General features: G+C 72.8%; 22 protein-coding genes. 8 read left to right on the forward strand and 14 right to left on the reverse strand.

Annotated features, from left to right (window positions below; translation table 11 throughout):
• Positions 1-46 precede the first annotated feature (46 nt).
• Positions 47-673 (forward strand): DUF1349 domain-containing protein, encoded by a 627-nt coding sequence (locus tag ACQP2H_RS14015; protein WP_219461416.1) that lies wholly within the window; start codon positions 47-49, stop codon positions 671-673.
• Between the two features lie 135 nt (positions 674-808).
• On the opposite strand, the gene ACQP2H_RS14020 is transcribed toward ACQP2H_RS14015, so the two are convergent.
• From ACQP2H_RS14020 to sthA, 3 genes are all read right to left on the reverse strand, one after another.
• Positions 809-2,002 (reverse strand): RNA ligase RtcB family protein, encoded by a 1,194-nt coding sequence (locus ACQP2H_RS14020; protein ID WP_219461421.1) that lies wholly within the window; start codon positions 2,000-2,002, stop codon positions 809-811.
• 184 nt (positions 2,003-2,186) lie between these two features.
• On the reverse strand, positions 2,187-3,398 hold the full coding sequence (locus ACQP2H_RS14025; RefSeq protein ID WP_357533701.1) for an ROK family protein: 1,212 nt from the start codon (positions 3,396-3,398) through the stop codon (positions 2,187-2,189).
• Between the two features lie 153 nt (positions 3,399-3,551).
• Positions 3,552-4,955, reverse strand: a complete 1,404-nt coding sequence (gene sthA, locus ACQP2H_RS14030; RefSeq protein WP_208566178.1) for a Si-specific NAD(P)(+) transhydrogenase — start codon at positions 4,953-4,955, stop codon at positions 3,552-3,554.
• 324 nt (positions 4,956-5,279) lie between these two features.
• On the opposite strand from sthA, the gene ACQP2H_RS14035 reads away from it, so the two are divergent.
• A complete protein-coding gene (locus ACQP2H_RS14035) occupies positions 5,280-6,989 on the forward strand; it encodes an LLM class flavin-dependent oxidoreductase (RefSeq protein ID WP_433233112.1) in 1,710 nt (569 codons plus the stop codon).
• Between the two features lie 161 nt (positions 6,990-7,150).
• Positions 7,151-7,288, forward strand: a complete 138-nt coding sequence (locus tag ACQP2H_RS14040; RefSeq protein WP_219461432.1) for a hypothetical protein — start codon at positions 7,151-7,153, stop codon at positions 7,286-7,288.
• A gap of 60 nt (positions 7,289-7,348) precedes the next feature.
• Here the strand turns inward: ACQP2H_RS14040 and ACQP2H_RS14045 are convergent, their stop codons facing one another.
• Complete coding sequence (locus tag ACQP2H_RS14045) at positions 7,349-8,371, reverse strand: glycoside hydrolase family 43 protein (RefSeq protein WP_357017466.1); 1,023 nt, start codon at positions 8,369-8,371, stop codon at positions 7,349-7,351.
• Between the two features lie 220 nt (positions 8,372-8,591).
• On the opposite strand from ACQP2H_RS14045, the gene ACQP2H_RS14050 reads away from it, so the two are divergent.
• Positions 8,592-9,464, forward strand: coding sequence for an endonuclease/exonuclease/phosphatase family protein (locus tag ACQP2H_RS14050; RefSeq protein WP_357533695.1), 873 nt, complete (start codon positions 8,592-8,594; stop codon positions 9,462-9,464).
• Positions 9,465-9,594: 130 nt separating this feature from the next.
• Positions 9,595-11,139 carry an NAD(P)-binding domain-containing protein gene (locus ACQP2H_RS14055; RefSeq protein ID WP_219461441.1) on the forward strand — a complete coding sequence of 515 codons (1,545 nt, stop codon included), beginning with the start codon at positions 9,595-9,597 and terminating at the stop codon, positions 11,137-11,139.
• Here the strand turns inward: ACQP2H_RS14055 and ACQP2H_RS14060 are convergent.
• The 5 genes from ACQP2H_RS14060 to ACQP2H_RS14080 form a co-directional block, all read right to left on the reverse strand.
• Complete coding sequence (locus ACQP2H_RS14060; RefSeq protein WP_255598079.1) at positions 11,123-11,722, reverse strand: nitroreductase family protein; 600 nt, start codon at positions 11,720-11,722, stop codon at positions 11,123-11,125. The genes ACQP2H_RS14055 and ACQP2H_RS14060 overlap by 17 nt on opposite strands.
• A 177-nt stretch (positions 11,723-11,899) precedes the next feature.
• Positions 11,900-13,048 carry a carboxylate-amine ligase gene (locus tag ACQP2H_RS14065; protein WP_219461448.1) on the reverse strand — a complete coding sequence of 383 codons (1,149 nt, stop codon included), beginning with the start codon at positions 13,046-13,048 and terminating at the stop codon, positions 11,900-11,902.
• Between the two features lie 74 nt (positions 13,049-13,122).
• A complete protein-coding gene (locus ACQP2H_RS14070) occupies positions 13,123-14,259 on the reverse strand; it encodes a M20 family metallopeptidase (protein WP_219461451.1) in 1,137 nt (378 codons plus the stop codon).
• Between the two features lie 77 nt (positions 14,260-14,336).
• Positions 14,337-15,590, reverse strand: coding sequence for an RNA polymerase sigma factor (locus tag ACQP2H_RS14075; protein ID WP_433233115.1), 1,254 nt, complete (start codon positions 15,588-15,590; stop codon positions 14,337-14,339).
• Between the two features lie 9 nt (positions 15,591-15,599).
• On the reverse strand, positions 15,600-16,001 hold the full coding sequence (locus ACQP2H_RS14080; RefSeq protein WP_208566168.1) for a YciI family protein: 402 nt from the start codon (positions 15,999-16,001) through the stop codon (positions 15,600-15,602).
• 142 nt (positions 16,002-16,143) lie between these two features.
• Between ACQP2H_RS14080 and ACQP2H_RS14085 the strand changes: the two genes are divergently transcribed.
• From ACQP2H_RS14085 to ACQP2H_RS14095, 3 genes are all read left to right on the forward strand, one after another.
• Positions 16,144-16,350, forward strand: coding sequence for a hypothetical protein (locus ACQP2H_RS14085; protein ID WP_433233117.1), 207 nt, complete (start codon positions 16,144-16,146; stop codon positions 16,348-16,350).
• Positions 16,351-16,465: 115 nt separating this feature from the next.
• Positions 16,466-17,233, forward strand: a complete 768-nt coding sequence (locus ACQP2H_RS14090; RefSeq protein ID WP_219461458.1) for a neutral zinc metallopeptidase — start codon at positions 16,466-16,468, stop codon at positions 17,231-17,233.
• 119 nt (positions 17,234-17,352) lie between these two features.
• Complete coding sequence (locus ACQP2H_RS14095) at positions 17,353-18,000, forward strand: HAD family hydrolase (RefSeq protein ID WP_219461460.1); 648 nt, start codon at positions 17,353-17,355, stop codon at positions 17,998-18,000.
• 115 nt (positions 18,001-18,115) lie between these two features.
• Here the strand turns inward: ACQP2H_RS14095 and ACQP2H_RS14100 are convergent, their stop codons facing one another.
• The 5 genes from ACQP2H_RS14100 to ACQP2H_RS14120 all read right to left on the reverse strand — a co-directional run bounded on the left by ACQP2H_RS14100 (position 18,116) and on the right by ACQP2H_RS14120 (position 24,784).
• Positions 18,116-20,668, reverse strand: coding sequence for an ABC transporter permease (locus ACQP2H_RS14100; RefSeq protein ID WP_357533681.1), 2,553 nt, complete (start codon positions 20,666-20,668; stop codon positions 18,116-18,118).
• On the reverse strand, positions 20,668-21,435 hold the full coding sequence (locus ACQP2H_RS14105; RefSeq protein WP_219461466.1) for an ABC transporter ATP-binding protein: 768 nt from the start codon (positions 21,433-21,435) through the stop codon (positions 20,668-20,670). The genes ACQP2H_RS14100 and ACQP2H_RS14105 overlap by 1 nt, the downstream gene beginning before the upstream one ends.
• A gap of 388 nt (positions 21,436-21,823) precedes the next feature.
• Entirely contained in the window at positions 21,824-22,429 is a 606-nt protein-coding gene (locus ACQP2H_RS14110) for a response regulator (protein WP_244251971.1), read from the reverse strand.
• A 152-nt stretch (positions 22,430-22,581) separates the two neighbouring features.
• The gene (locus tag ACQP2H_RS14115; protein WP_357017437.1) at positions 22,582-23,775 is read right to left on the reverse strand and encodes a sensor histidine kinase; all 1,194 of its coding nucleotides are present in this window, start codon (positions 23,773-23,775) and stop codon (positions 22,582-22,584) included.
• Positions 23,776-23,872: 97 nt separating this feature from the next.
• Positions 23,873-24,784 carry a RecB family exonuclease gene (locus ACQP2H_RS14120; protein WP_433233121.1) on the reverse strand — a complete coding sequence of 304 codons (912 nt, stop codon included), beginning with the start codon at positions 24,782-24,784 and terminating at the stop codon, positions 23,873-23,875.
• Between the last annotated feature and the right edge of the window lie 48 nt (positions 24,785-24,832).

Consider the following 24,832-nt stretch of genomic DNA (forward strand, 5'->3'; position numbering starts at 1 on the left):
CCCACCGGGACAACGTGTGCCGGCGCCCCGGCAGATAATGGACGCCATGACCACCACCTGGAACGTCCCGGGTCTGCCGTTCACCCTGTCCCCGTCTCCCGAGGCGGCGTGGACGATCGCCGAGGCGGACGGTGTGGTGAGCGCGTCGGCCGCCCCGCGTACCGACATCTTCATCGACCCGGCGTCGGGCGACCCGCTCCACGCCGAGCCGACGATCACCGCGGCCACCCTGCTCGGTCTGCCCCCGGACGGCGACTTCCAGTTCAGCGCCCGGGTCGGCGTCGACTTCGCGGCGACCTACGACGCCGGGGTGCTGCTGCTCTGGGTCGACGAGCGGCACTGGGGCAAACTCTGCTTCGAGTTCTCTCCCGACGGCGAGCCCATGATCGTCTCGGTGGTCGGCCGGGGGGTCGCCGACGACGCCAACGCCTTCGTCGTCGACGGCCGTTCGGTGTGGCTGCGGGTGTCCCGGATCGACCACGCGTTCGCGTACCACGCCTCGGTCGACGGGCGGACCTGGCGGATGGTCCGGTACTTCACCGTCGACGGTGCGGCCACCGCCGCCACGATCGGTTTCGAGGCGCAGTCGCCGATCGGGGACGGCTGCCGGGTCACCTTCGACGACATCCACTTCACCCGCGACCGGCTGGCCGACCTGCGCGACGGCTCCTGACCCGTACCCCGGTCGTCGCCGCCGACCCTTCGGGTGGGTGCGGACGTTCGACCCGCACGGCGTCACCCCGGACGAGGTTCCGGTGCTGGCCGCCGGGCCCGCCGGTGTGACCGGCCGACAGGAGCAGGTGGACGCTCATCCCCGCCCCCGCCCCCGCCCCCGCCCCCGCTGCCGACGCTCGTCCCGGCGTGCCGGTCGGAGCTCGGACCCGAGGTCGGGTGTCTTGTAGGTGACCAGTGGGACGGTGCTCGCCACGGGGGTGGCCAGGCCGTGGCCGACCAGATCGGCGATCACCTGCTCGATACGTTTGTAGGCCGTCGGGGCCTCCTCGAAGAGCAGTTGCCGGTCGCCGCACACCACCAGCGAACCGACCGGCGTCCGCCGCAACTCGGCGACCGTGTGCTTGGCCCGGCCCCGACGCAGGGCGTCGGCGCGGGACATCTTGCGACCCGCCCCGTGCGCCACCGAGTAATTGGCCGCCGGGCCCGCGTGGCCGGCGACGAGGAACGAGCGGGTGCCCCGGGTACCGGCGACCAGCACGTCGCGGCCGTCACCCGGGGCCGCGCCCTTACGGTGCAGGTAGCTGCCGTCACGGACCTCGACCAGGTTGTGGCACTGGTCGACGATCGGCGCGGTGGGCTCGGCCCCCAGGGCATGGGCGACCCGGGTGGCCAGCAGCCGACGGTTGAGCGCACCCCAGCGGACGGCGTCGTCGTGCCGCGCCAGGTAGCCGGCCGGATCGGGGGCCGGACCCGCGCCGTGGGCCTCGGTGTGTGCCCGCAGGATCCGCTCACCCAGGCCGCGGGATCCGCTGTGGACGATGAGCACGAGATCACCGGCGGCGAGCCCGAGCCGGCCCGCGTGGTCCGCCGCGAAGACGGTCTCGATCCGGGCCAGTTCGACGAAGTGGTTGCCCCGCCCGACCGTGCCGAGGCCCTCGACGTGGCCGCCGGGCGGATCGCCGGCCGCGGCGGCCCAGGCCGGATCGTCGGCGTCCCGCCCGGGGTCCAGCGCCCGGTCCAGGTCGGGGAAACGGGCGGCGAGCCGCTCGGGTACGACGCGCCTGAGGCCGATCGGGAACACGGCGATGCCGCACCCGATGTCGGAGCCCACCAGATGCGGGTAGAGCACGGTCGAGGCCATCGCGGCGCCGATCGGGGCGCCCTTGCCCGGGTGCAGGTCGGGCATGGCGGCGACGTGGCGCATGCCGTCGAGGGCCGCCACCTGGTGGCACTGCCGGACGGCGTCGGACTCGATCCAGCTCTCGGGGGAGGCGAAGACGGTGACGGTGGCCGTGGTCGACGGCGGCGGGAAATGCTGTGGGGACACGGACGCTCGTTTCGGGTGACGGGAACGGACGGCGCGGCGGCGCGCGATGGCGCGCGGTATCACGGCGGCATGCGGCGCACGCGGTGGCGCGGCGCGGGCGGGATGCGGAGGTGTCCGTCAGTACGTCATGCCCACCAGCCTGGCCCACCGGACCGCTGCGGCCAACGGGTTTTCGGCCGGCCGCTCAGCCGACCGGGATCCCCAGCGGATCGGCGAGCAGCCGCGTGAAGCCGAGTTCCGCCGCGCCGACCAGGGTGGCGTCGTCACCGAGGGCGCAGACCCGCAACTGCGCCCGGGACCGTGAGACCGGCAGCACGTTGGCGGTGATCCGTTCCTGGACGTGCGTCGCCGTGCCCCGGTACACCTCCCGCAGCACGCCACCGAAGATCACCATGCCGGGATTGAACAGGTTGATCACGTTGGCCACCCCGATGCCCAACCAGTCGCCGACGGTCCGCAGGGCGTCGCGGGCTGCCGGTTCGCCGCGACCGGCCGCCTCGACCACCTCCCGGACCGCGTCGCGGCCGATCAGGTCGGCGGGTCGACCGGCCGCGTCGAGCAACGCCCGCTCGCCGACCTCCGCCTCCAGACAGCCGCGCGAACCACACCCGCACGGCCTCCCGTCGTACGGGTTGACGAGCATGTGACCAACCTCGGAGCCGTACCCGCCGTCGCCGCCGAGCAGGTCGCCGCCGACGATGATGCCGCCACCGACCCCGACGTCGCCGTGCAGGTAGACCAGGTTGTGCACCCCGACGCCCACCCCACGCTGGTGTTCGGCCAGCGCGCCCAGGTGGGCCTCGTTGCCGACCAGGACCGGCAGGCCGAGATCGAGTCGACGCCCCAGCTCCGCGCCGAACGCCTGGTCCACCCAGCCCAGGTCCGGGCCGAACCGCACCATCCCGTCGCCGGGCCGGATCATCCCGCAGTACGACGCGCCGATCCCCACGCAGACCGCCCCCGGTGCCGCTGCCCGGTGCAGGTCACGCCCGAGGTCGGCCAGCACCCCCGCCACGGTCTCCAGGTCGACGCCCGCCCGGGCCCGGGGCGCCTCCCGGCGGTCCTGGATCTGCCCGCCCAGCCCGACCCGGGCGGCCACCAGCCGGTCCACCGCGATGTCGAAGGCGAGCACGAAGACCCGGTCGGACGCGGGCCGGACCACCAGGGACGGCCGGCCGGCCCGGCCGGTCAGCTCGGGGAAGCCCTCCCGCACCAGGCCGGCCGCCACCAGTTCGGCGGTGAGCGCCAGGACCGTGCTGCGATTCACGCCCAACCCGGCGGCCAGCCCGGCGCGCGACACCGGTCCGCCGAGGTGCACCCGGCGCAGCAGCGCGCCCAGGCTCCGGCGGCGGCTGTCCCCCGGCGACTGCCCGTCCACGGTCGGACTCTTCGGCATCACGAGGCGGACCCTGTCGATCGGCGGCTGACTACCCGTCGAGCGTAGTTGCCGCCGCCGCCGTGCGTCACCTCGCGCGCCCGGCCGGTGCCGTCCCCACCCACCGGTGCGGGCCCCGCGTGTCGCGTCGCGGAGCCCGCACCGGGCGGTGGGTCAGCCGTCGATCCGGGTGATGTTGCGGATCTTGTTGGCCGCGTCCAGGGCGGCGACCTTGTACGCCTCGGACAGGGTCGGGTAGTTGAAGACCGTGTCGATCAGGTAGTCGACCGTGCCACCGCACCCCATCACGGTCTGCCCGATGTGGACGATCTCGGTCGCGCCGGTGCCGAACACGTGCACCCCGAGCAACCGGCCGTCCTGCGGGGAGACGAGCAGCTTCAACATGCCGTACGAGTCGCCGACGATCTGCCCCCGGGCCAGCTCGCGGTAGCGGGCGATGCCCACCTCGAACGGGGTGGAGCTGTTGGTCAGCTCCTCCTCGGTCTTGCCGACGAAGCTGATCTCCGGAATCGTGTAGATGCCGATCGGCTGCAACTCCTGGAGTTCCCGGGCCGGCTCGCCGCAGGCGTGCTGCGCGGCCATCCGGCCCTGCTCCATCGAGGTGGACGCCAACGCCGGGAAGCCGATCACGTCACCCACCGCATAGATGTGCTCCACGCTGGTGCGGTAGTGCTCGTCGACCGAGATCCGGCCGCGCTTGTCGGCCTCCAGGCCCGCCGCGTCCAGGGCCAGGTCGTCGGTCTGCCCCTGCCGGCCGGCCGAGTACATGACCGTGTCGGCGACGATCTTCTTGCCGCTCTTGAGGATGCACAGCGCGGCGTTCTGGTGCTTCTCCACCGCGGCGACCTCCTCGCCGAAGCGGAACGTCACCGACAGGTCACGCAGGTGGTACTTGAGCGACTCGATGATCTCCTCGTCGCAGAATTCGAGCATCCGGTCCCGGCGCTCCACCACGGTCACCTTCGTGCCCAGCCCGGCGAACATGGAGGCGTACTCCATGCCGATCACGCCGGCACCGACGACGACCATGCTGCGCGGCACGGCCTGGAGGTTGATCACCCCGTCGGAGTCGACGATCGTCCGGTCGTCGAAGTCGACGCTGTCCGGGCGGGCCGGTCGGGTGCCGGCGGCGATGACGGCCTTGTCGAAGGTGATCCGGGTGTCGTGCCCGGAGCCGCCGTCCACCCAGATCGAGTGCGGGTCGGCGAACCGGCCGGTGCCGGTGATCAACGCGACCCGGTTGCGGCCCAGTTGGTTGCGGATCACATCGGTCTGCCGCTCGATCACGTGCTGGGTACGGGCGGCCAGGTCGGCGACGGTGATCTCCTCCTTGACCCGGTAGCTGCTGCCGTAGAGGTCCCGCTGGCTCAGGCCGGTCAGATAGAGCACGGCCTCCCGCAGCGTCTTGGAGGGGACGGTGCCGGTGTTGATGCACACCCCACCGATCATGTCGCGGCGGTCCACGATGCCGACCCGCCTACCGAGCTTCGCGGCGGCGATCGCGGCCTTCTGACCGCTGGGCCCGGAGCCCAGCACCAACAGGTCGTAGTCATACACGGCACCTAGCCTTGCAAGCTGCCGCAACTTCCGCCACTCGTGATCGTCGGGCGGGCGCTATCTCGTCCCGGGCAGGGCCCGGGTGCGTACGGCCGAGGGGATCGAGGTGGGGGAGCAGGTGGCCGCACACCTCACCCTCGACCTCGGGACGGCCCGGCACCGCGGCCCTGACCGGCCCGAACTCCGCGACCGCCCGGCAGAGCACCGTGGGACGGCGCTACGGTGGGCCGGTCGCCCCGGCCACCCGCCGTGGCCGCGTCCCGATGCCGGGCGTGCCGCTGGGCGACGCCGGGCGCGACGAAGGGATCAGGTGACGGCAGCGTCATGACCGACTACGGACACGAGTTGCTGTTCGGCGGCTTCCTGACCCCCGACGCCCGGCAGCCGGAGCAGGTCGTCGCCCGGGCCCGGCTCTGCGAACAGGTCGGCCTGGACCTGGTCACCTTCCAGGACCACCCCTACCAGCCGGGATTTCTCGACACCTGGACGCTGATGTCCTACCTGGCGGCGGCGACCAGCCGGATCAGGTTGGCCGGCAACGTGCTCAACCTGCCGCTGCGGCAGCCGGTGGTGCTGGCCCGTAGCGTCGCCAGCCTCGATCTGCTCAGCGGCGGCCGGGTCGAACTCGGCCTCGGTGCGGGTGCGTTCTGGGACGCCATCGAGGCCAACGGTGGCCGACGGCTCGCCCCGGGGCAGGCGGTGGACGCGTTGGACGAGGCGATCCGGATCATCCGCGAGGTCTGGGCCGCCGACCGGCGCGGCGGGGTGCGGGTCGACGGCGAGCACTACCGGGTGGTCGGCGCGAAGCGTGGTCCCGCCCCGGCGCACCCGGTGGGGATCTGGGTCGGGGCGTACAAGCCGAGGTTGTTGCGGCTGGTGGGCCGGGCGGCGGACGGCTGGTTGCCGTCGCTGTCGTACCTGCCGAAGGGGCCGGCGGAGCTGGCCGACCTCAACGCGCTCGTCGACGAGGGTGCGGCGGCGGTCGGGCGTGACCCCGCCGAGGTGCGGCGGTTGCTGAACGTCTCCGGTCGGTTCACCCGTTCCGGTGCGGGTTTCCTCGAGGGGCCGCCGCAGCAGTGGGTGCGGGAACTGGCCGACCTGGTGCTGACGTACGGCACCTCCGGCTTCATCCTCGGCACGGATGATCCCACCAGCATCCAGCTGTTCGCCCAGGAGGTCGCCCCCGCCGTCCGTGAACTGGTCGCCGCCGAGCGGAGCGCGTCGGGCGGGCCCGGCTCGACCGGACCCGCCCCGGCCGCCCAGGCGGGCTCCGGCCCGGCCGCCCAGGCCGGGGCGGGCGAGGGCGGTCCGGCCGGGACGGGTCCGGTGGCGCAGGGCGGGCCGGGCGAGGGCGGGTCGGCGGCGGGCGCCGGCGGGTCGGGCGACGCGCGGCCACGGGAGGTCGTCCGGGCCGGGGGCGTCGCCGGGCTGGCGGTCACCCCCACCCCGGCACCGCAGGTACGGCACAGCGACCACCGGCTCTGGGACGAGTCGACCCGGCCGGTCGCCCCGCCGGCCCCGACCGGGCACGTCTACTCCCCGCAGGCCCAGGCCGTCGGCGGGCACCTGGTCGACGTCCACGACCACCTGCGCCGGGAGTTGGGCGAGATCCGCGACCTGCTCGATCAGGTCCGCCGGGGGGTGGTCTCCGCCGGGGACGCCCGGGGGGTGCTCAACCGGATGACGATGCGGCAGAACAACTGGACGCTGGGGGCGTACTGTGCCGCCTACTGCACGCTGGTCACCCAGCACCACGGGTTGGAGGACGACGCGATCTTCCCGCACCTGCGGCGGGCCGACCCGGCGCTGGTGCCGGTGATCGACCGGCTGGAGCAGGAACACGTGGTCATCCACGACGTCGTGGAGGGCGTCGACCGGGCCCTGGTCGCGCTGATCGAGGACCCGGAGCGGCTGGCCGAGCTTCAGCGGGCGGTGGACGTGCTCACCGACACCCTGCTGTCGCACCTGTCCTACGAGGAGCAGAACATCGTCGAGCCGTTGGCCCGCTACGGCTTCTTTCCCGGTCAACTCTGACCCGTCCCGGTGCGGCGGCTACGGCTGGGAAGCGGGACCGGGCGGGTGACGGCGTTCGGTTCGTGGTGCCATAATCGTGATGGTGCCCGTGGATGTCACCCGGGCCCGGGGGGCGCCTCCGCACCGCGCGGACGGCGGGGACCGACCCCCCGGAGGCCACAGTGGAATCCCCCTCTCTCACCGACCTCGTCGACCTCGTCGACGGACTGCTGCAACTGGGTGCTGCGGCGCTCAGCCTCGCCGCCGCCGTCGTGGTCGCCCGGACCGGCCGCCGGTCGGGCCGACAGCGCGACGACTGAGCCGGCCTCGGCGGGGGTCGGCCCGCATCGACAGGGCGACCGCTGCCGCCGCCGGACGGCTCAGAGGAACGCCCCGACGCGCGGGGTGGCGCCGTCCCAGCGGAAGATCGCCGCGTACAGCGCGCGGCGGGCGTTGGCGGGCAGCGAGCCGTCGGCCTGTTGCCGGCACGGGGTGGTGCCGGCGCAGACCCAACCGTGCAGGAAGAGCCGCTGCTCGTCGTCGACCAGGGCCGGGACGAGATCCGCGCCTCCCGGGCCGCAGATCCCGGTGCCGGACGTGGTGAGCAACGAATGCTCGGTCCTGCCGTGGAAGTCCCACCGGTCGGTGGAGGTGAGATAGACGGTGGCGTAGCTGCAGTTGTCGTAGCCGTACCGGGAGGCGAACAGCACGTACGTGGAGCCCCGCTGCCGCAGCACCGGGTTCTCGATGATGCCGGCGTTGCGGACCAGCTCACCACTGGCGTTGCCGACCCAGCGGGTACCCGTGTCGTCGAGCCGCAGCATCCGGATAGACGACGGGGTCTGCTGCGTCTTGTAGAGCACGAACCGCTTGCCGTCGGCGTCCTCGAACGGGGACGGGTCGATCACGCCAGCGGCGGCGACCGGCCGTCCCGCCACCGCGTCGTCCGCTCCGTGCGCGCCACCCGGGCAGATCAGCGGCGCGACACCCACCGGCGTGTACGTCCCGTCGACGGTGTCGGAGGTCGCGGCCCCGATGCACCGCTGTCCGTTCTTGCCCTTGGCGGGCGCCGAGTAGTAGAGCACCCATCCGGTGGCGGTACGGACCGCGTCGGGGGCCCACACCGCGCCGTTCTCGGCCCAGTCCGGGACCGATCCGAGGGTCGTGCCGAGGGCGCTCCACGGCCCGGACGCGGTCTCACCCCGGTAGGCCGGGGCCCGGGTGCCGGTGGCGAACACGACGAAGGTGTCGTTGTGCCGCACCACGCCGGGGTCGGCGATCCCGCCCGAGGGGGCGTACACCGGTTGCGGGGTGGCCGCTGCGGCGGGCGCGGCGGCGGTGCCGGCGACGAGCGCGACCACGACGGCGATCAGCGACGGTCGCCAGGTCGTTCGTGGATGCATGGGGTCTCCCGGTGCGACAGGCGGGTGGAGGACGGCGTCCGGGCCGGTGTCGAGCGGGCCCCTGCGCCACTCCGTCGGCAAGATCGGCAATTCATTCCGGACAATGTGTTTCCGTTGTCCGGGTGGTGAAACTAAGCTACCGTGCCGGAAGAAAGCAAGACAGTATTCTTCATCGCCGGATCGCGTTGCGGCGGTTGCCGGGACTCAGGAGAGGACCACCATGTCACGCGGAAAACTCTGGTCGGCGCGCGGGGCGGGTGCCCTCGTCGGCGCGGCGGTGCTGCTGGTGAGCCTGGTGCCGGCGACCCCCGCCGCCGCGAACTCCACCTTCCAGGCGGCGACCCTGAACATCCTCAACGAGCTGAACCAGGCCGACTTCGTCCACGACCTGGAACTGATCACCGCGAAGGCGGACCTGGTCGGGCTCAACGAGGTCGGCAACCGCAAGGCGTTCCTGCAGAACTGGGCGGCGGACAACGGCTGGTGGCTGTATGCGCCCGAGCCGACGCAGGCGGCCAACGAGGCGCTGCTGGCCAAAAAGAGCGTGTTCGACGTGCTCGACAAGGGGTCGAACTTCGTGTGCGACACCAACGGGCCCGGTGAGGTGCCACCGGCCCGCTACAACAACTGGGTGCGCTACCGGCACAAGGCGACCGGGCGCAGCGTCTACCACCTCAACGCCCACGCCAACTCCAGCATCGACAACAACGGCCGGCCCGAGGACCTGCCCCGGACCGCCTGCGCCGAGCAACAGTTCCAGGCCCTGAAGAACTTGGCGGCTGCCAAGAAAGACTCCGGTCAGGTGATCGTCAGCGGCGACCTGAACGTCGACTTCAGCGCCGACCGGGCGTACGGGTACCAGAAGTTCCCCTGGAAGGTGTTCGAGGCCAACGAACTGCCGAACCTGCGCTCCTGCTACAACCTGTACGGCGAGAAGGGGAACGGGACGCACGGCAACCGGCACATCGACTACATCTACTTCTGGAAGCGCGTCGAGGAACACCGCGAGATGTGGATGACCGACTACAACATCGTCAGCGGCACCAACTCCGACCACAATGGCGTGGTGGCGGCGTTCACCATCTCGTCGTAGCCTCCGGCCCGGCGACCCCCGCCGGGTGCCCACCGGCGCACCGCCGTCGATTCCGACCGTCGACCATTGACACATCTCGTGGTCCACTCCATCGTCGGGGGAACCGTCTCCGCGTCGAAGGGTTCACCTGATGGTCGACACCACGCACACGTACGTCATCGTCGGAGCCGGGCCCGCCGGCCTGCAGCTGAGCTACTACCTCCAGCAGCAGGGTGCCGACTACCTGACGCTCGAGCGCGGCGCCGAGCCCGGTGGCTTCTTCCGGCGGTTCCCGCGCCACCGTCGGCTGATCTCGCTCAACAAGGTGCACACCGACAGCACCGACCCCGAGATCCGGTTGCGGTGGGACTGGAACTCGTTGCTCAACGACGACCCGGAGCTGCTGTTCCCGAAGTTCAGCCAGGAGTACCTGCCGGCGGCGGACGACCTGGTGAGCTATCTCGCCGAGTTCCAACGGGTCCACCAGCTCCGGGTCCGCTACGGCACCACGGTCGAGCAGATCAGCCGCGACGACGAGGGGTTCGTCGTGCGCACCGACCGGGGGGTCGTGCGGGCGCGCTGCCTGATCGTGGCGACCGGCTGGGGGCGGCCGTTCGTGCCGGACATCAAGGGCATCGAGTACGCCACCGGCTACGAGGAGATGGACGTCGACCCCGACCGCTACGCCGGCAAGCGGGTCCTGATCATCGGTAAGGGCAACTCCGCGTTCGAGACCGCCTCGGCGATCCTGGGCAAGGCGTCGATGGTGCACCTGGCCAGCCGGCAGCCGCTGCGGCTGGCCTGGAACACCAAGCACCCCGGTGACGTCCGGGGCCAGTACGGCGCGATCCTCGACAGCTACCAGTTCAAGACGCTGCACTCGGTGCTCGACTGCACCATCGACGAGATCCGGCCGGTCGACGGAAGGTTCCAGGTCTCCATCACCTACACCCACGCCCAGGGGGAGACCGCCGAGCTGGATTACCACGAGGTGCTGCGCTGCACCGGGTTCCGGATGGACACCTCCCTGTTCGACGCCGCCTGTGCCCCGGACATGGTGCGGGACGGCCGGATGCCCGGCCTGCGCCCCGACTGGCAGTCGAGCAACGTCGACGACCTGTACTTCGCCGGCACCATCGCGCAGGCGCGGGACGTGAAGCACGCCTCGTCGCCGTTCATCGACGGGTTCCGGTACAACCTGCGGACCTTCACCCGGCTGCTGCGCGAGCGCTACGACGACGTGCCGGTGCCGGTGGCCACGACGCCGGGGGAGCCGGCGTCGCTGACCAAGGTGATGCTGGACCGGGTCAACTGGAGTTCGGCGCTGTGGACCCAGTTCGAGTACCTCTGTGACGTGTTCGTCCGCGACGACGCCACCGGCGACTTCCGGCACTACGAGGACCTGCCGGAGGACTACGCCGTGGAGCGGTTCGCCGCCGCGTCGCACCTTTACACCCTCGCCCTGCGCTGGGGTCGCGACGACTACGGCGACGTCTTCGCCATCGACCGGCACCCCACGCCGGACCGGGCCCGGGAGAGCGCCTTCATCCACCCGGTGATCCGGCGGTACCGCCACGGCGAGCTGGTGGCCGAGCAGCACCTGTTGGAGGATCTGCTGGCCGAGTGGCGGCGGCCGGACCGGCACGTCGACCCGCTCGTCGAGTTCCTGACCGGGGACCTCACTGGCGGATCATGATCTCGTCGAGCGGCTTGCGGGCCAGGTCGGGGACCCGGGCGCCCGGGGCCGGGTACCCGACCGGCAGCACCAGGTTGGGGCGTTCCTCCGGCGGGCGCTCGCACACCTCGTTGAGGAACCGCATCGGGCTGGGCGTGTGGGTCAGTGTGACCAGGCCCGCGTGGTGCAGCGCGGAGATCAGCAGGCCGACCGCGATGCCGACGGACTCCTTGACGTAGTACGGCTTGGGGCTGTGCGGCCCCTGGTGCACCTCGAACACGACGATGACGGCGGGCGCGGTCTCCAGGAACGGCTTCTCCCAGTCGGTGCCGAGCTGGGCGATCGCCCCCAGCCACTCCTGTGGCGCGCGGCGCTGGTAGAAGTCGCGTTCCTCGGCCTCGGCCGCCTCACGTAGCCGGCGCTTGCGGGCCGGGTCGGTCAGCACGACGAACCGCCACGGCTGCACGTTGGCCCCGCTGGGGGCGGTCGACGCGGCCCGGACCGCCGCCTCGATCACCCCCTCGGGTATCGGGTCGGGCGCGAAGTCGCGTACCGAACGGCGGCCGGCCATCCGGTCGGCGAACGCCTCCGCCGCGCGGAGCATGTCCGCCGCCGGCCGGCGCTCGTGTCGGATCGGGACGGTGGGTAGCAGGACCGTGTCGGCCATCTGTCGCCTCCCTGCGATAACCGACCCGCCGGGCACCACGCAGCTAGTTCCACAGTGGACGCCACGCCCGTGGGTCGGCTGCTCCCAGCATTTCCGAGGCGGGCCGGTTCGTCGTTACGCCACCGTGCTGTCTTGCCGATCGGGCACGTCCGGAGCGGTCGCGGTGACCAGGGCGGCGACCACGTCGGTGAGTCGCCCCCCGGCCGCCGCCGCCCGCTGCCGGGTCGCCCCGTCACCGTCGGCGGCCAGCCCGGCCAGCCACCGCCCGACCCGGGGTCCGTCACCGGTTTCCGCCAACGCCGGCCGGGCCAGCTCGACCAGCTGCGCGGCGAGCACCCCGGCGGGCAGCAGCCGCCCGGTGCCCACCTCGACGCCGTGGCCACCCATCCCGTCCCGGGCGGCCCGCCAGTACGCCAGCCGCATCAGGTCCGGGTCGGTGCGGGGGCCCTCGTCGCCCCGGTCGACTGCCGCTCCGGCGACCATCGCCAGGGCCCGGACCAGGGCGGCGAACCCGGCGGACTCGGCGGCGGTGATCGGCATGTCAGCCACCCGGACCTCCAGGGTGGGGTGGCGTGCCGACAGCCGCATGTCCCAGAAGATCGTCCCGGAGTCGACCAGCGCGCCCGCGTCGAGCAGCAGGTCGATGTGGGCGTCGTACTGCTGTGCGGAGGTCACATACGGCGGCGGGCCGGCCACCGGCCAGCGCTGCCAGGTCAGGCTGCGCCAGCTCGCATAGCCGGTGTCGCGCTCACGCCAGTAGGGCGAGTTGGCGGTCAACGCCAGCAACACCGGCAGGTGCGGGCGCAGGTGGTTGCCGACCAGCACCGCCCGGTCCCGGTCCGGCTGCTCCACGTGTACGTGCACCGCGCAGATCGCCAGGTCGTCGTGCAACCCCCGGTAGGTGGCGTTGCCCCGGTCCTGGCGTGGCCCCTGGGTGATCGGCGGCGGCACGGCCCGGCCGAGCACCGGGGAGCCGGTGGCGACCACCCGCAGCCCGGCCCGGCCCGCCGCCGCCTGCAACGCCGCCCGGGCCTCGACGAGTTGCGCCTCGATGTCCGCCACCGCGTGGCAGGGATCGGTGCGGGTCTCGATCTGCAGCTCGGTGATCTCGCCACCCACCCGACCGCCGAGCGCCGGGCGGGCCAGGTCGACCACCGTGGCGGCCTCCGGCCTGACCTCGCCCCGCTCGGCGTCGACGACGAGGAACTCCTCCTCGACGCCGAGCAGGGGAATGGTCGACCCCGACCACTGTGCCGTAGTCATGCGCGCGTCCGACCCCTCGCCGTCGGTCGCTCGCCGACAGGGAGCAGCCTACGGCCCGTTCGGCCACGTCGTCATCAATGCCCCTCCACCGTGGACAACCGGTCGATCAGTCCGGCCAACAGGGCCGTTCGCTCCGGCATCCGGTCGAGCTGGACGTACTCGTCCCGGGCGTGCGCCCCACCACCCACCGCACCCAGCCCGTCCAGCGTCGGCACCCCCAACGCGGCGGTGAAGTTGCCGTCCGACGCGCCCGCCGCGTGCGCCCCGCCCAGGGTCGACAGGCCCAGTCGACCGGCGACCGACTGGGCGACGGCCAGCAGCGGCCGGGCCAGCTCCGGGGGCATCGGATGGCGGCCGATGCGGCCCTCCACCGCCACCGTCGCCTCGGGCAGGAACGGCACCAACCCGTGGATGGCCCGGTCGACGCGTTCGAGTTCGGCACTGGTCCACGCCCGTACGTCGACCGCCAGGCTGGCCAGCTCCGGCACCGTGTTGGTGGTGGTACCGGCCGCCAACAGCGTCGGGGTGACCGACGTGCCGGCGCTGTGCCCCGCGCCGAGGGCGCGCAGCGTGAGAATCTGGTGGGCGACCTCGACGGTGGCGTTCACCCCCCGCTGGGGCTCCACCCCGGCATGGGCGGCCCGGCCCCGCACGGTCACCCGGTACACCGAGCCCCCCTTGCGGGCCACCTTCACCTCCCCCTGCGGGGTGGCCGCCTCGCAGACCAGCACCGCGTCCGAGCGCTGCGCCTCGCGTTCGATCAACGGCCGGGACGTGCCCGAGCCGCTCTCCTCGTCGCAGGTGAGCAGCACCCCCACCCGGGAGCTGTCGGCCAGCAGGCCCAGTGCGGTGAACATCTGCACGATGCCGGCCTTCATGTCGCACACCCCGGGACCGGTGGCGACGTCCCCGCGTACGGTGAAGGGCCGGGTCCGGACGGTGCCGGCGGGGAAGACCGTGTCGAAGTGACCGAGCAGCAGCACCCGTTGCCGGGCCGCCGGCCACAGCAGGTGCGGCAGCCCGTCCACGACGACCCGTTCGGCGGGCCGGCCGAGCACCTCCTCGCCCCAACCCGCGAGCAGGTCGGCACAGGACTCCAGGCACGGCAGGTCATCGGGGGGCGACTCGGCGGACACCAGGACGCGCAGCCGGTCCACCATCTCGGGGCGGAGTTTCGTCGCAGCGTCGAGCAGATCGCGCGGATGGTCCATCGAGCCCTCCAGCTTCGAAGACGGTGACGGGCCTGGCCAGGCGACCCATCCACCATCGCAGCGTCGCCCGCGCACGGTCATCCGTTGCCGTGCTCACCGTCCCCGGCGTCGGTCAGCCGCGCCAGCCGGCCGTACAGGTAGCGCTGGCGGGGGAGGTTCGTCGACAGCCGGGCCGCGTGCGCGTACGCCGCCCGGGCCTCGGCGAGGCTGCCGCAGCGTTCCAGCAAGTGGGCGCGGGCGGCGTGCCGGCGGGGGTCGTCGCCGATGCGGGGATCGGCGGCCAGCGCGTCGAGCAGGCGCAGCCCGTCGACGGGACCCCGGGCCATCGCCACCGCCACCGCGTGGTTGAGCGCCACCACCGGGTTGTCCGAGATCCGCATCAGCACCTCGTAGAGGGCCACGATCTGCGCCCAGTCGGTCTCGTCGGCACTCGGTGCCTCGTCGTGCACCGCCGCGATCGCCGCCTGGAGCTGGTACGGCCCGACGTCCCCACGCGGCAGCACCGCGCTGATCAGGGCCACCCCCTCGGCGATCTGGTCGCCCCGCCAGCGGCGGCGGTCCTGCTCCGCCATCGGCACCAGCTCACCCTCCGGACCGACCCGGGCCGGGCCCCGGGCGTCGGTGAGCAACATCAACGCCAGCAGCCCGGTCACCTCCGGGTCGTCCGGGAGCAGCCGGTGCAGCAGCCGGGCCAGCCGGATCGCCTCGGTCGACAGGTCCACCCGGCGCAGGTGCGGGCCGGCGGTGCTCGCGTACCCCTCGTTGAAGACCAGGTAGAGCACCTGCCGGACGGCGTCGAGCCGGGCCGGGCGCTCGTCGGCGTCGGGCAGCGCGAACGGCAGCCCGCTGTCGCGGATGCGCTGCTTGGCGCGGGTGATCCGCCGGGTCATGGTGGCCTCGGGCACCAGGAACGCCCGCGCCACCTCGGCGGTGCTCAACCCACCGACCGCGCGCAGGGTCAAGGCGATCTGGGCGGCCGGCGGCAGCGCCGGATGACAGCACAGGAACAACAGGACCAGGCTGTCGTCGACCGGCTCCCGGTGGTCGGCCGCCGGGGCGATCCACCGCTGCGCCCGGCCCTCGTCGTCCTCCCGCCGACGCCGGGCCTGCCCGGCGCGCAGCAGGTCGGTCAGCCGCCGGGCGGCCACCGTGATCAGCCAACCCCGGGGGTGCTCCGGCAGCCCCTCGACCGGCCAGCGGGTCGCGGCGGCCAGCAGCGCCTCCTGGACGGCGTCCTCGGCGGTGTCGAAGTGGCCGTACCGGCGGACGACCGCGCCGAGGACCTGCGGCGCGAGCACGCGCAGCAGGTCCTCGACGGTGGACGGGCCCACGGGAACGGGTCAGCCGTCCAGGTCGTCGATGCCGTCGGCGACCGGCCGCACGTCGACGTACCCGCCCTCGGCGTCCGGGTCGACGAACCGGGCGGCGATCTCGGTCGCCCGGTCGAAGCTGACACAGTCGACGACGGTGAACCCGGCCAGCACCTCCTGCGTCTCCGGGTACGGCCCGTCGGTGACCACGGGCGTGCCCTGCCGCAGCCGCACCCGGCGGGCGTGCACCGGCGCGGTCAACCCCTGCCCGTCGACCAGCTCACCGGATTCGGCCAGCTCCTGGTGTACCGCCGCCATGTGGGCGTGCATCGCGGCGACCTGCTCCGGCGTCATCGGCGGCTGCGCGCCGGGCCGGCCGGCCATCGCGTCGTAGTCGCGCTGCGAGCCGTACAACATGATCATGTATTTCATGTTCTCTCCTCTCGGCCGGCCGTGGCCCGGCCGGACACCGGAGACGTCGGTGCCGCGGGGCCGATCCGGACACCGGCCCCGAGGTTAACCGCCGACCGGGCGGGGGACGCCCGGATGGCGACGGGTTACCTATCGTGGTCCCATGACGACGATGTGGGTCACGCTCGGGGTGGCGGCGCTGGTGACGGTCGGCACCCTCGGCTGGGTCGCCTGGCGCGACCGGGCCCGCACCGCCGGGGCCGAGGACCGGGCCGCCAGGCTGGACGCCCAGGCCAGACAGCACCGGTACGAGGCGGGACGCCACCTCGCCCAGGGCGACACGATCCGCCGGGGCCAGGAGCACCACTGACCGTCCGGTCGGGTCGGTCCGGGCCCCCCATGGTCAACGGGACGTCGGCCGGGCATGATCGTTCCACGGTCGGGGTACCACCGGCCGCAGGACCGGGACGCCTGGGAGGCACACGGTGACGGCAGGCTCACGACGCCGCTCGCACGGACCACTGGTCGCCGCGTTGACGGCGCTGGTGGTGGCGGTCGGCTGTGCTGCCGGCGGGGTGCGGGAGAACGCCCCGCAGGCACCCCGGGAACCGGCCCCACGACAGTCGTCGCGCCCGGCGGCACCGGCCTCGCCCGAGGCGGAGACCACCCGCGCCGACGGCACCACCAGCGTGGCCGAGTTCAAGAGCGACATCGACGACGCCGTCACCATCGCCGAACGCTACTGGGCCGCCCAGTTCCGGACCTCCGGGCAGCAGTTCCGGCCGATCCGCCAGGTCCTGCCCTACCAGCGGGAGGGTGAGATCTCCTGCGGCGGCCAGGCGCTGCCCCGCAACAACGCGGTCTACTGCTCCCAGGGCGACTTCATCGCCTACGACGTCAACTGGTCGGTGGCGGCGTTCCGGCAGGTCGGTGACGCGTTCGTGTTCTACCTGCTGGGCCACGAGTACGCCCACGGCATCCAGATCCGGCTCGGCATCCGCGCCAACTTCACCATCCAACAGGAGTTGCAGGCCGACTGCATGGCCGGGGCGTACCTCGGCGACTCGGTACGCGACGGCACCCTCAAGCTCGACGCCGGCGACCTGGACGAGTTCCGTGAGGGGCTGCTCGCCGTCGGCGACGACCCCGACCAGCCGTGGTTCGCCGAGGGGTCGCACGGCACCGCCGAACAGCGCACCGACTGGTTCTTCCGCGGCTACGAACGGTCCCTGGACGCCTGCAACCTCGGCTGAGGACCACGTCACGTCCGGGTGGTACGGCGGCGCGCGTCCCGGGCCGGGCTGGCAGGATCGCCCGGAGACCACCCGCGACCGCCAGGAGGATTCCGCTGAGCAGCCCACACCCCGCCGCCGTGCTCTTCGACATGGACGGCACCCTGGTCGACAGCGAAAAGCTCTGGGACGTCGCCCTGCACGAGTTGGCCGCCGTCTACGGCGGCACGCTGACCGGCCCGGCCCGTCGGGCGATGATCGGCACCGCGATGGCCGCGTCGATGCGCATCCTCCACGACGACCTCGGTCAACCCGAGCGGGACCCCCAGGCCAGCGCCGAGTGGATCAACGCGCGGATCCTGGAACTGTTCCGCACCGGGCTGCGTTGGCGGCCGGGCGCGTTGACCCTGCTGCGGGCGGTCCGCGCCGCCGGCATCCCCACCGCCCTGGTCACCTCCAGCGGCCGGCCCCTGGTCGAGGTCGCCCTGGACACCCTCGGCCGGGACAGCTTCGACGCCGTGGTCTGCGGCGACGAGGTCGACTCGGCCAAGCCGCACCCCGAGCCGTACCTGACCGCTGCCCGGCTGCTCGACGTGCCGATCGGCCGGTGCGTGGCGATCGAGGACTCGCCGACCGGGGTGGCCAGCGCGCTCGCCGCCGGCGCGGCGGTGCTGGCCGTACCGGCGGAGGTGCCGGTGCCGCCGGCCGACGGCGTACACCAGGTGGAGAGCCTGACCGCCGCTGATCTGGAGCTGCTGGCGGCGCTGCTCGGCGAGCCACCCGGCTGAGCCGCCGTCACCCACGGGGGCGGCCGGCCCGCCGTGACCGGCGGGGCGGGTGGCGCGGGCCGGTCACGGCGAAGGGGTCCCGCCGACCGGCGGAACCCCTTCGCGGCGGACGGGATCAGTCGTGCGCGATCGCGCCCAGCACGTTGATCCGGGCCGCCCGCACCGCCGGCAGCACCGCCGCCACCACGCCGATAATCGCCGCCAGCAGCAGGAACAGCCCCATCTGACCCCACGGCAGGATCAGGTCGGTGATGCCGTCGTCCTTGAGCGCCCGGACCACCGCGGCACCGAGACCGACGCCGACCACGATCCCGAGCAGCGCCCCGAAGACCGAGATCACCACCGCCTCCACGGTGATCATGCGCATGGTCTGCGCCCGGCGCAGCCCGATCGCCCGCAGCAGGCCCAGCTCGCGGGTCCGCTCCAGCACCGACAGGGCCAGGGTGTTGACGATGCCGAGCACCGCGATCACGATGGCCAGCGCCAACAGGATCTGGATCATCGTGAGCAGGCTGTCCAGCGAGCCGGTCTGCTGCTCGATGAACGCGTCCCGGTCGGCCACCGACACCTCGGGGCTGTCCACGAGTAGCGCCTCCACCTGCGGCTGCACGTCCGCCACCCGGGTGCCCGGGGCCAGCTGGATGAACCCCTGGTTGGGCTTCGGGATGGCGAAGTCCTTCACCGCCTGCGGCGGCAACTGCACCGGGCTGGTCAGCTCGGAACTCTCGTAGATGCCGCTGACCGTGTAGGTGCGCGGCTCACCCCGGGAGGCCTGCACCGTCACCGTCGAACCGACCGAGATGTTGCGGGACTCCGCGGCGTCCGAGCTGAACAGCATCTGGTCCGGGCCGAGCCGGCTGATGTCACCGGCGGTCGCCTTCGCCCCGAAGATCCGCTGCAACGCCGTCACGTCGCTGGACGCGGCCAGCCAGGTGACCTTCCCGTCGACCATGCCCATGTCGCCGTACTCGCCGTCGGCCAGCTGCACACCGGGCAGCGCCGCCACCTTCGTCAGCACCGCCGGGTCGAAGCTCGCCGGCCGTGGGCCGGTCGACGCCCCCGAGATCACCAGCTCGGCCTTGATGGTGTCCTGGGCCAACGCGCCGATGCTGCCCTTCGCCGAGTCCAGGATCACCGTCACCCCGGTCACCAGGGCGATGCCGACCATCAGCGCCGCCGCCGTGATCGCCGTCCGGCGCGGGTTGCGACCGGAGTTGAGTCGACCCAGCTTGCCCGGCACCGACCAGGCGAAGATCGCCCCCAGCAGGGAGACCACCGGGCGGCTGATCAACGGAGTCAGCAGCGCCACCCCGATGAAGGCGAACAGCACCCCACCCAGGATGACCGCCAGCGTGTTGTCCCCGGCGTTGCCGCTGAGCCCGAGGAACAGCAGCACCGCGCCGATCCCGGTGATCACCCCACCGGTCACGGTGATCCGGGTCAGCGGCCGGTCCGGGTTGGCCACGTCCTGCATCGCCGCGATCGGCGGGATGCGCGACGCCCGCAGCGCCGGCAGCAGCGCCGCCACCACCGTGATCACCAGACCCACCGCGAAGGAGCCGATCACCGCCGAGGCCGGCACCCCGATGCCCGCCAGCGTCAGCCCTCCGGCCAGGTTGCCGAAGACGTACGCCAGCAGCGCGCCGATGCCGATGCCGGCGCCCAACCCCAGCACCGAGGCGATCAGGCCGATCGCCACCGCCTCCAGCACCACCGAACCGATGATCTGCCGACCGCTGGCCCCGATCGCCCGCATCAACGCCAGCTCCCGGGTCCGCTGCGCCACGATGATCGAGAAGGTGTTCAGGATGAGGAACGTGCCCACCAGCAGCGCGACGGCGGCGAAGCCGAGCAGGATCTTGTTGAAGAAGGACAGCCCCTCCTTCAGGCTCGCCGAGGCGTCCGCCGACAACTGCGCGCCGGTCTTGACCTCGAAGCCGTCGCCGAGCGTCCGGGCCACGTCGTCGCGCAACGCCGAGTCGCTGACCCCGTCGGCCGCCCGGACCGTGACGTTGGTGAAGACGTCCCGCTCACCCAACAGCAACCGCTGCGCCACCGGCGTGGTGAAGGCGACCTCGTTGACCCCGCCGATCGAATCCCGGTCACCGCTGTACCCGAAGATCCCCACCAGGGTGAAGGTCTGCTTCGGCGACAGCGGGGTCAGCACCCCGACCCGGTCGCCGACCTTCACCTTGCCCGCCTGCGCCAGCGCCGCGTTGACGACGATCTCGTCGTCCGCCCGGGGCTCGTGCCCCTCGCGCAGCTTCACCAGGTCGCTCTCGCCCTGCCAGTTCGACCCGAGCTGCGGCGGCCCGAACGAGGTGACCACCTTGCCGTTGCTGCCGATCAGCTGGGCCCCGTCGGTGGCGACCACGCCGGTGGCCTCGGCGACCCCGGCGACCGCGCCGATGCGCTGCACCGTCGCCGCCGGCACCGTGGTCGGCACCTGCTCACCCTGCATCTCGCTGAGCGCCACCTTGGGCTTGCCGGCGACGTTGACGTCGATGCCCTCGTACGCGTCGGCGAAGACCGCGTCGAACGAGCGGCCCAGGGTGTCGGTGAGCACGAACGCCCCCGAGACGAACATGACGCCCAGCACCACGGCCAGGCCGGACAACAGCAGGCGCACCTTGCGCGCCAGCAGACTCTTGAGGGTGGCCCGCAACATCAGCCGGCCACCTCGACCGGGGTGTCCAGCTTCTTCATGGTGTCCAGGACCGTGTCGGCGGTCGGCTCGATCAGCTCCGAGACGATCTGCCCGTCGGCCAGGAAGACCACCCGGTCGGCGTACGCGGCGGCGGTCGGGTCGTGGGTGACCATCACGATGGTCTGCCCGTGCTCACGTACCGAGTTGCGCAGGAAGTTGAGCACCTCCGCGCCGGAGCGGGAGTCCAGGTTGCCGGTGGGCTCGTCGGCGAAGATCACCTCGGGGCGGGCGACCAGCGCCCGCGCGCAGGCGACCCGCTGCTGCTGACCCCCGGAGAGCTGCGACGGCCGGTGCCCCAGCCGGTCCCGCAGGCCGACGGTGTCGATGACCGTGTCGTACCAGGCCGGGTCGGGCTTGCGGCCGGCGATCGACATCGGCAGCAGGATGTTCTCCTGGGCGGTGAGCGTGGGCAGCAGGTTGAACTGCTGGAAGATGAAGCCCACCTTGTCCCGGCGCAGCTTCGTCAGGCCCGAGTCACCCAGCCCGGTCACCGTCGTGTCGCCGATCTGCACGGTGCCCTTGCTCACCGAGTCCAACCCGGCCAGGCAGTGCATCAACGTCGACTTGCCGGAGCCCGACGGGCCCATGATCGCGGTGAACCTGCCCCGCTCGAACTCGGCGCTGACCCCGCGGAGCGCGGCGACCTGCGCCTCGCCGGTGCCGTACACCTTCCACACGTCGTTCGCCCGGGCCGCGGCCTGCGCATGCCGGCCTACCGTCGCGGTCACGTCATCTACCTCTTCCGTCTGGCTGTGTGTGCCCCCACCGCCCCCGCTGGTCGGTGGGGTCGATCCCATCCTCGGTGCCGGTCGGTGGAGATCCGTCCGACCACGGGGTGACCCGAGGCGGATTTCCCGCTGCGGGTCGGCCCGGAGCCCGACTCAGGGTTGCCCCTGAGTCGACGACCGGTCACTGTTCGTCGCGCCGCCTGCGGCGGTGCCGACGCCGACGCTAGAACCTGACGCCGTGTCATGGTCAACCGCGCCGCGCCGTCTTTCGTCACGGTAGGTGAGCGGGGCAACGCTGCCGTCCGCCCACCGGCCTCACTGCGGGTACACCCCGAGGGGGACCCGCCATCACCCGGCTACGTCCCGGGGCGGACCCGCCACCACCCGGCTACGCCTTGGGGCGGACCAGCCCCGACTCGTACGCCAGCACCACCGCCTGCACCCGGTCGCGCAGCCGTAGCTTGGTCAGCACGTGCCCGACGTGGGTCTTGATGGTCGTCTCGCTGACCGACAGCGCGGCGGCGATCTCCGCATTGGACAACCCCCGGGCCACCTGGACGAGCACCTCGCGTTCCCGCTCGGTCAACGTGCCCAACGCCTTCGGTGGGCTCGCCGCCGGGTCCGGCAGCACGGTGGCGAACCGGTCCAGCAGCCGCTTGAGGATGCGCGGCGCCACCACCGCCTCCCCGGCGGCCACCGTCCGGATGGCGGTGACCAGGTCGTCGGCCGGCACGTCCTTGGCCAGGAACCCGCTCGCCCCGGCCCGCAACGCCCCCACCACGTACTCGTCGAGGTCGAAGGTGGTGAGGATGAGCACCCGCACCGGCAACCGGGCGTCCACGATCGCCCGGGTCGCGGCCACCCCGTCCATCCGGGGCATCCGGATGTCCATCAGCACCACGTCGGGCAGCAGCCGGCGGGACAACTCCACCGCCTCCTGACCGTCCCCGGCCTCGGCCACGATGTCCAGGTCGTCCTCGGTGCCCAACACCATCCGGAACCCGGTACGCAGCAACGGCTGGTCGTCGGCGAGCAGGATGCGCACCGGCCGCCCCGGCGCGCGGGCGGGCCCCCGCACCTCGTCCGGCACGACGGAAGGGGAGCTGCCGTACGTCTCGCCCATCTGCTCTCCCCGTTCTGCCGCCGTCACGTCGGGACCGCCCCGACCGGTTCCACCGGGATCCGGGCGTACACCCGGAAGCCGCCACCGGGACGTGGCCCGGTGTGCAGGATCCCACCGTAGAGGCCGACCCGTTCCCGCATACCGACCAACCCGTGCCCGATCCGGTCGGGTTCCGGCCCGGGACCCCGCCCGGTGTCGGTGACCACCACCGTCAGGCAGCCGTCCGTCACCCCCAGCCGGACCGTCGCGGTGGCCCGTCCGGCGTGCTTGAGCGCATTGGTCAACGCCTCCTGCACGATCCGGTAGACGGTCAGCGAGATGCCCTCCTCGACCGTCGGCACCGGGTCCGCGACCTCCAGGGTGACCGGGAGCCCCGCCTCGCGTACCTGCTCGGCCAGCGCGGCGATGCCGGCCAGGCCGGGCTGCGGGGTGAGGTCGGCGGCCGGCTCGGCGTCGGTACGCAGCACGTCCAGCAGTCGCCGCATCTCCCGCAGCGTGACCCGACTGGTGTCCTCGATCGTGGCGATCGCCTCGTCGGCGGCGGCCAGGTCCCGCCGCAGCACCCGCCGGGCCCCGGTGGCCAGCACCCCCATCACACTGACGTGGTGGGCGACCACGTCGTGCAGCTCCCGGGCGATCCGTCGCCGCTCGTCGGCCACCGCCTGCTCGGCCAGCGACCGTTGGTTCTCCTCGGCCACCCGGGCCCGTTCCCGCAGCGCCCGCAGCGAGGTGCGCCGGGCCCGCACCGCCCGCCCCACCGCGTAGGCGAGCAGCGCGGTCAGCAGGTTGTTGAGCACCAGGTACGCCGGGCCGACGTCGAGCCCGGTGTCCAGTGGGGTGAGCACGTTGAGCGCCGCCACCGGCACCCACAGCAGCACCGTGGCGGCGACCGCCGGGAGCGCCGGCCGGTTGACCGTCATCGTGTAGGTCAGCACCAGGAACGTCAGGCTCTGCGTGGTCGGGGCGTGCCCGAGCACCGCCGGCACGGCCAGGGTGGCCAACGCGGCCCCCACCGCAGGCCACGGGGCGACCCGCCGCAGCGCCACCGGCGCGGCGCACAGCAGGCTCCAGGCCAGCGCGGACGGCAGTTGCCGAGGCCAGAACTCGCGGGGGGTGATCAGGATGAAGGCGACCTCCAGCACCACCAGCGCGACGGCGAAGAGAGCGTCACCGGCCAACGGCCGGCGCACCCACCAGCGCTCGCCCCCCTCGGTCATACCGTGACGCTAGCCGCCCGGCGGGCCGTCCGGTCGTCGCCGACGGTGAACCTCGTCTCCTCCTCGCGGATGAGCCGGTCTCCGACCCGCCGACCCGTTACTCGTCGGCACCCGGGGTGGCCGGTCGGGACCGGGCGTCGCGCAACGGGTCGGCCGCCCCGGCCCGCTGCGGGAACGGCGGCGGGGTGCCGCCGAAGGTCGGGCAGTGCGCCTGGTGGTTGCACCAGTCGCAGAGCCGACTCGGTCGGGGCCGGAAATCCTGCCGCACGGTGGCCTGCTCGATGGCCTGCCAGAGCGCCACCACGGTGCGCTCGAACCGCAGCAGCTCCTCGGCGTCGGGGGAGTAGTCGCAGACCTCGGCGTCCTTGAGGTAGAGCAGGCGCAGCACGCGGGGCACCACGCCCCGGGTGCGCCACAGCACCAACGCGTAGAACTTCAGCTGGAACAGCGCCCGGGCCTCGAACGCCTCCCTCGGCGCACCGCCGGTCTTGTAGTCGACGACCCGCAGCGCCCCGTCGGGGGCCACGTCGAGCCGGTCGACGTAACCACGGATGAGCAGCTCGTCGTCGACCACCGCGGAGATCAGGCTCTCCCGCTCGGCGGGCTCCAGCCGGCGCGGATCCTCCACCGCGAAGTAACCCGCCAACAGCGCCGTCGCCGAGCGGAGGAACTCGGCCGTGCCCGCCTCGTCGCCCGGGCCGAACAGGCCGGCCAGCTCGGGCTGCTCGGTGACCAGCCGGTCCCACTGCGGGACGACCAGGTCACCGGCGGCGTCGGGGGTGCGCCCGCCCGCCGGCAGGTCGAACAACCGCTCCAGCACCGCGTGCACCAGGGTGCCCCGGGCCTGCTCGACGCTGGGTCGCTCGGGCAACCGGTCGATGCTGCGGAACCGGTAGAGCAGCGGGCAGGTCTTGAAGTCGGCGGCCCGTGACGGCGACAGTGAAGCCCGGACCGTGGCGGGCAACGCCGCCGGAGGATGCTGCTGGTCGGTCACCGGTTCCGCCGTCATGCCCCGAAGGTTAGGGCACCGGTGTGACACCACCGCGCTCGCCGCACC

Source organism: Micromonospora sp. CA-248260, from assembly GCF_050942205.1.
GTDB classification, from domain to species: Bacteria; Actinomycetota; Actinomycetes; order Mycobacteriales; family Micromonosporaceae; genus Micromonospora; species Micromonospora antibiotica.

Bases quoted from the DNA above. Each gene is read 5' to 3' on its own strand.
- ACQP2H_RS14015 (WP_219461416.1), top strand. From the start codon at position 47: ATGACCACCACCTGGAACGTCCCGGGTCTGCCGTTCACCCTGTCCCCG.
- ACQP2H_RS14025 (WP_357533701.1), bottom strand. From the start codon at position 3,398: ATGCCGAAGAGTCCGACCGTGGACGGGCAGTCGCCGGGGGACAGCCGC.
- ACQP2H_RS14035 (WP_433233112.1), top strand. From the start codon at position 5,280: ATGACCGACTACGGACACGAGTTGCTGTTCGGCGGCTTCCTGACCCCC.
- ACQP2H_RS14045 (WP_357017466.1), bottom strand. From the start codon at position 8,371: ATGCATCCACGAACGACCTGGCGACCGTCGCTGATCGCCGTCGTGGTC.
- ACQP2H_RS14050 (WP_357533695.1), top strand. From the start codon at position 8,592: ATGTCACGCGGAAAACTCTGGTCGGCGCGCGGGGCGGGTGCCCTCGTC.
- ACQP2H_RS14055 (WP_219461441.1), top strand. From the start codon at position 9,595: ATGGTCGACACCACGCACACGTACGTCATCGTCGGAGCCGGGCCCGCC.
- ACQP2H_RS14060 (WP_255598079.1), bottom strand. From the start codon at position 11,722: ATGCTCCGCGCGGCGGAGGCGTTCGCCGACCGGATGGCCGGCCGCCGT.
- ACQP2H_RS14065 (WP_219461448.1), bottom strand. From the start codon at position 13,048: ATGACTACGGCACAGTGGTCGGGGTCGACCATTCCCCTGCTCGGCGTC.
- ACQP2H_RS14070 (WP_219461451.1), bottom strand. From the start codon at position 14,259: ATGGACCATCCGCGCGATCTGCTCGACGCTGCGACGAAACTCCGCCCC.
- ACQP2H_RS14080 (WP_208566168.1), bottom strand. From the start codon at position 16,001: ATGAAATACATGATCATGTTGTACGGCTCGCAGCGCGACTACGACGCG.
- ACQP2H_RS14085 (WP_433233117.1), top strand. From the start codon at position 16,144: ATGACGACGATGTGGGTCACGCTCGGGGTGGCGGCGCTGGTGACGGTC.
- ACQP2H_RS14100 (WP_357533681.1), bottom strand. From the start codon at position 20,668: ATGTTGCGGGCCACCCTCAAGAGTCTGCTGGCGCGCAAGGTGCGCCTG.
- ACQP2H_RS14110 (WP_244251971.1), bottom strand. From the start codon at position 22,429: ATGGTGTTGGGCACCGAGGACGACCTGGACATCGTGGCCGAGGCCGGG.
- ACQP2H_RS14115 (WP_357017437.1), bottom strand. From the start codon at position 23,775: ATGACCGAGGGGGGCGAGCGCTGGTGGGTGCGCCGGCCGTTGGCCGGT.
- ACQP2H_RS14120 (WP_433233121.1), bottom strand. From the start codon at position 24,784: ATGACGGCGGAACCGGTGACCGACCAGCAGCATCCTCCGGCGGCGTTG.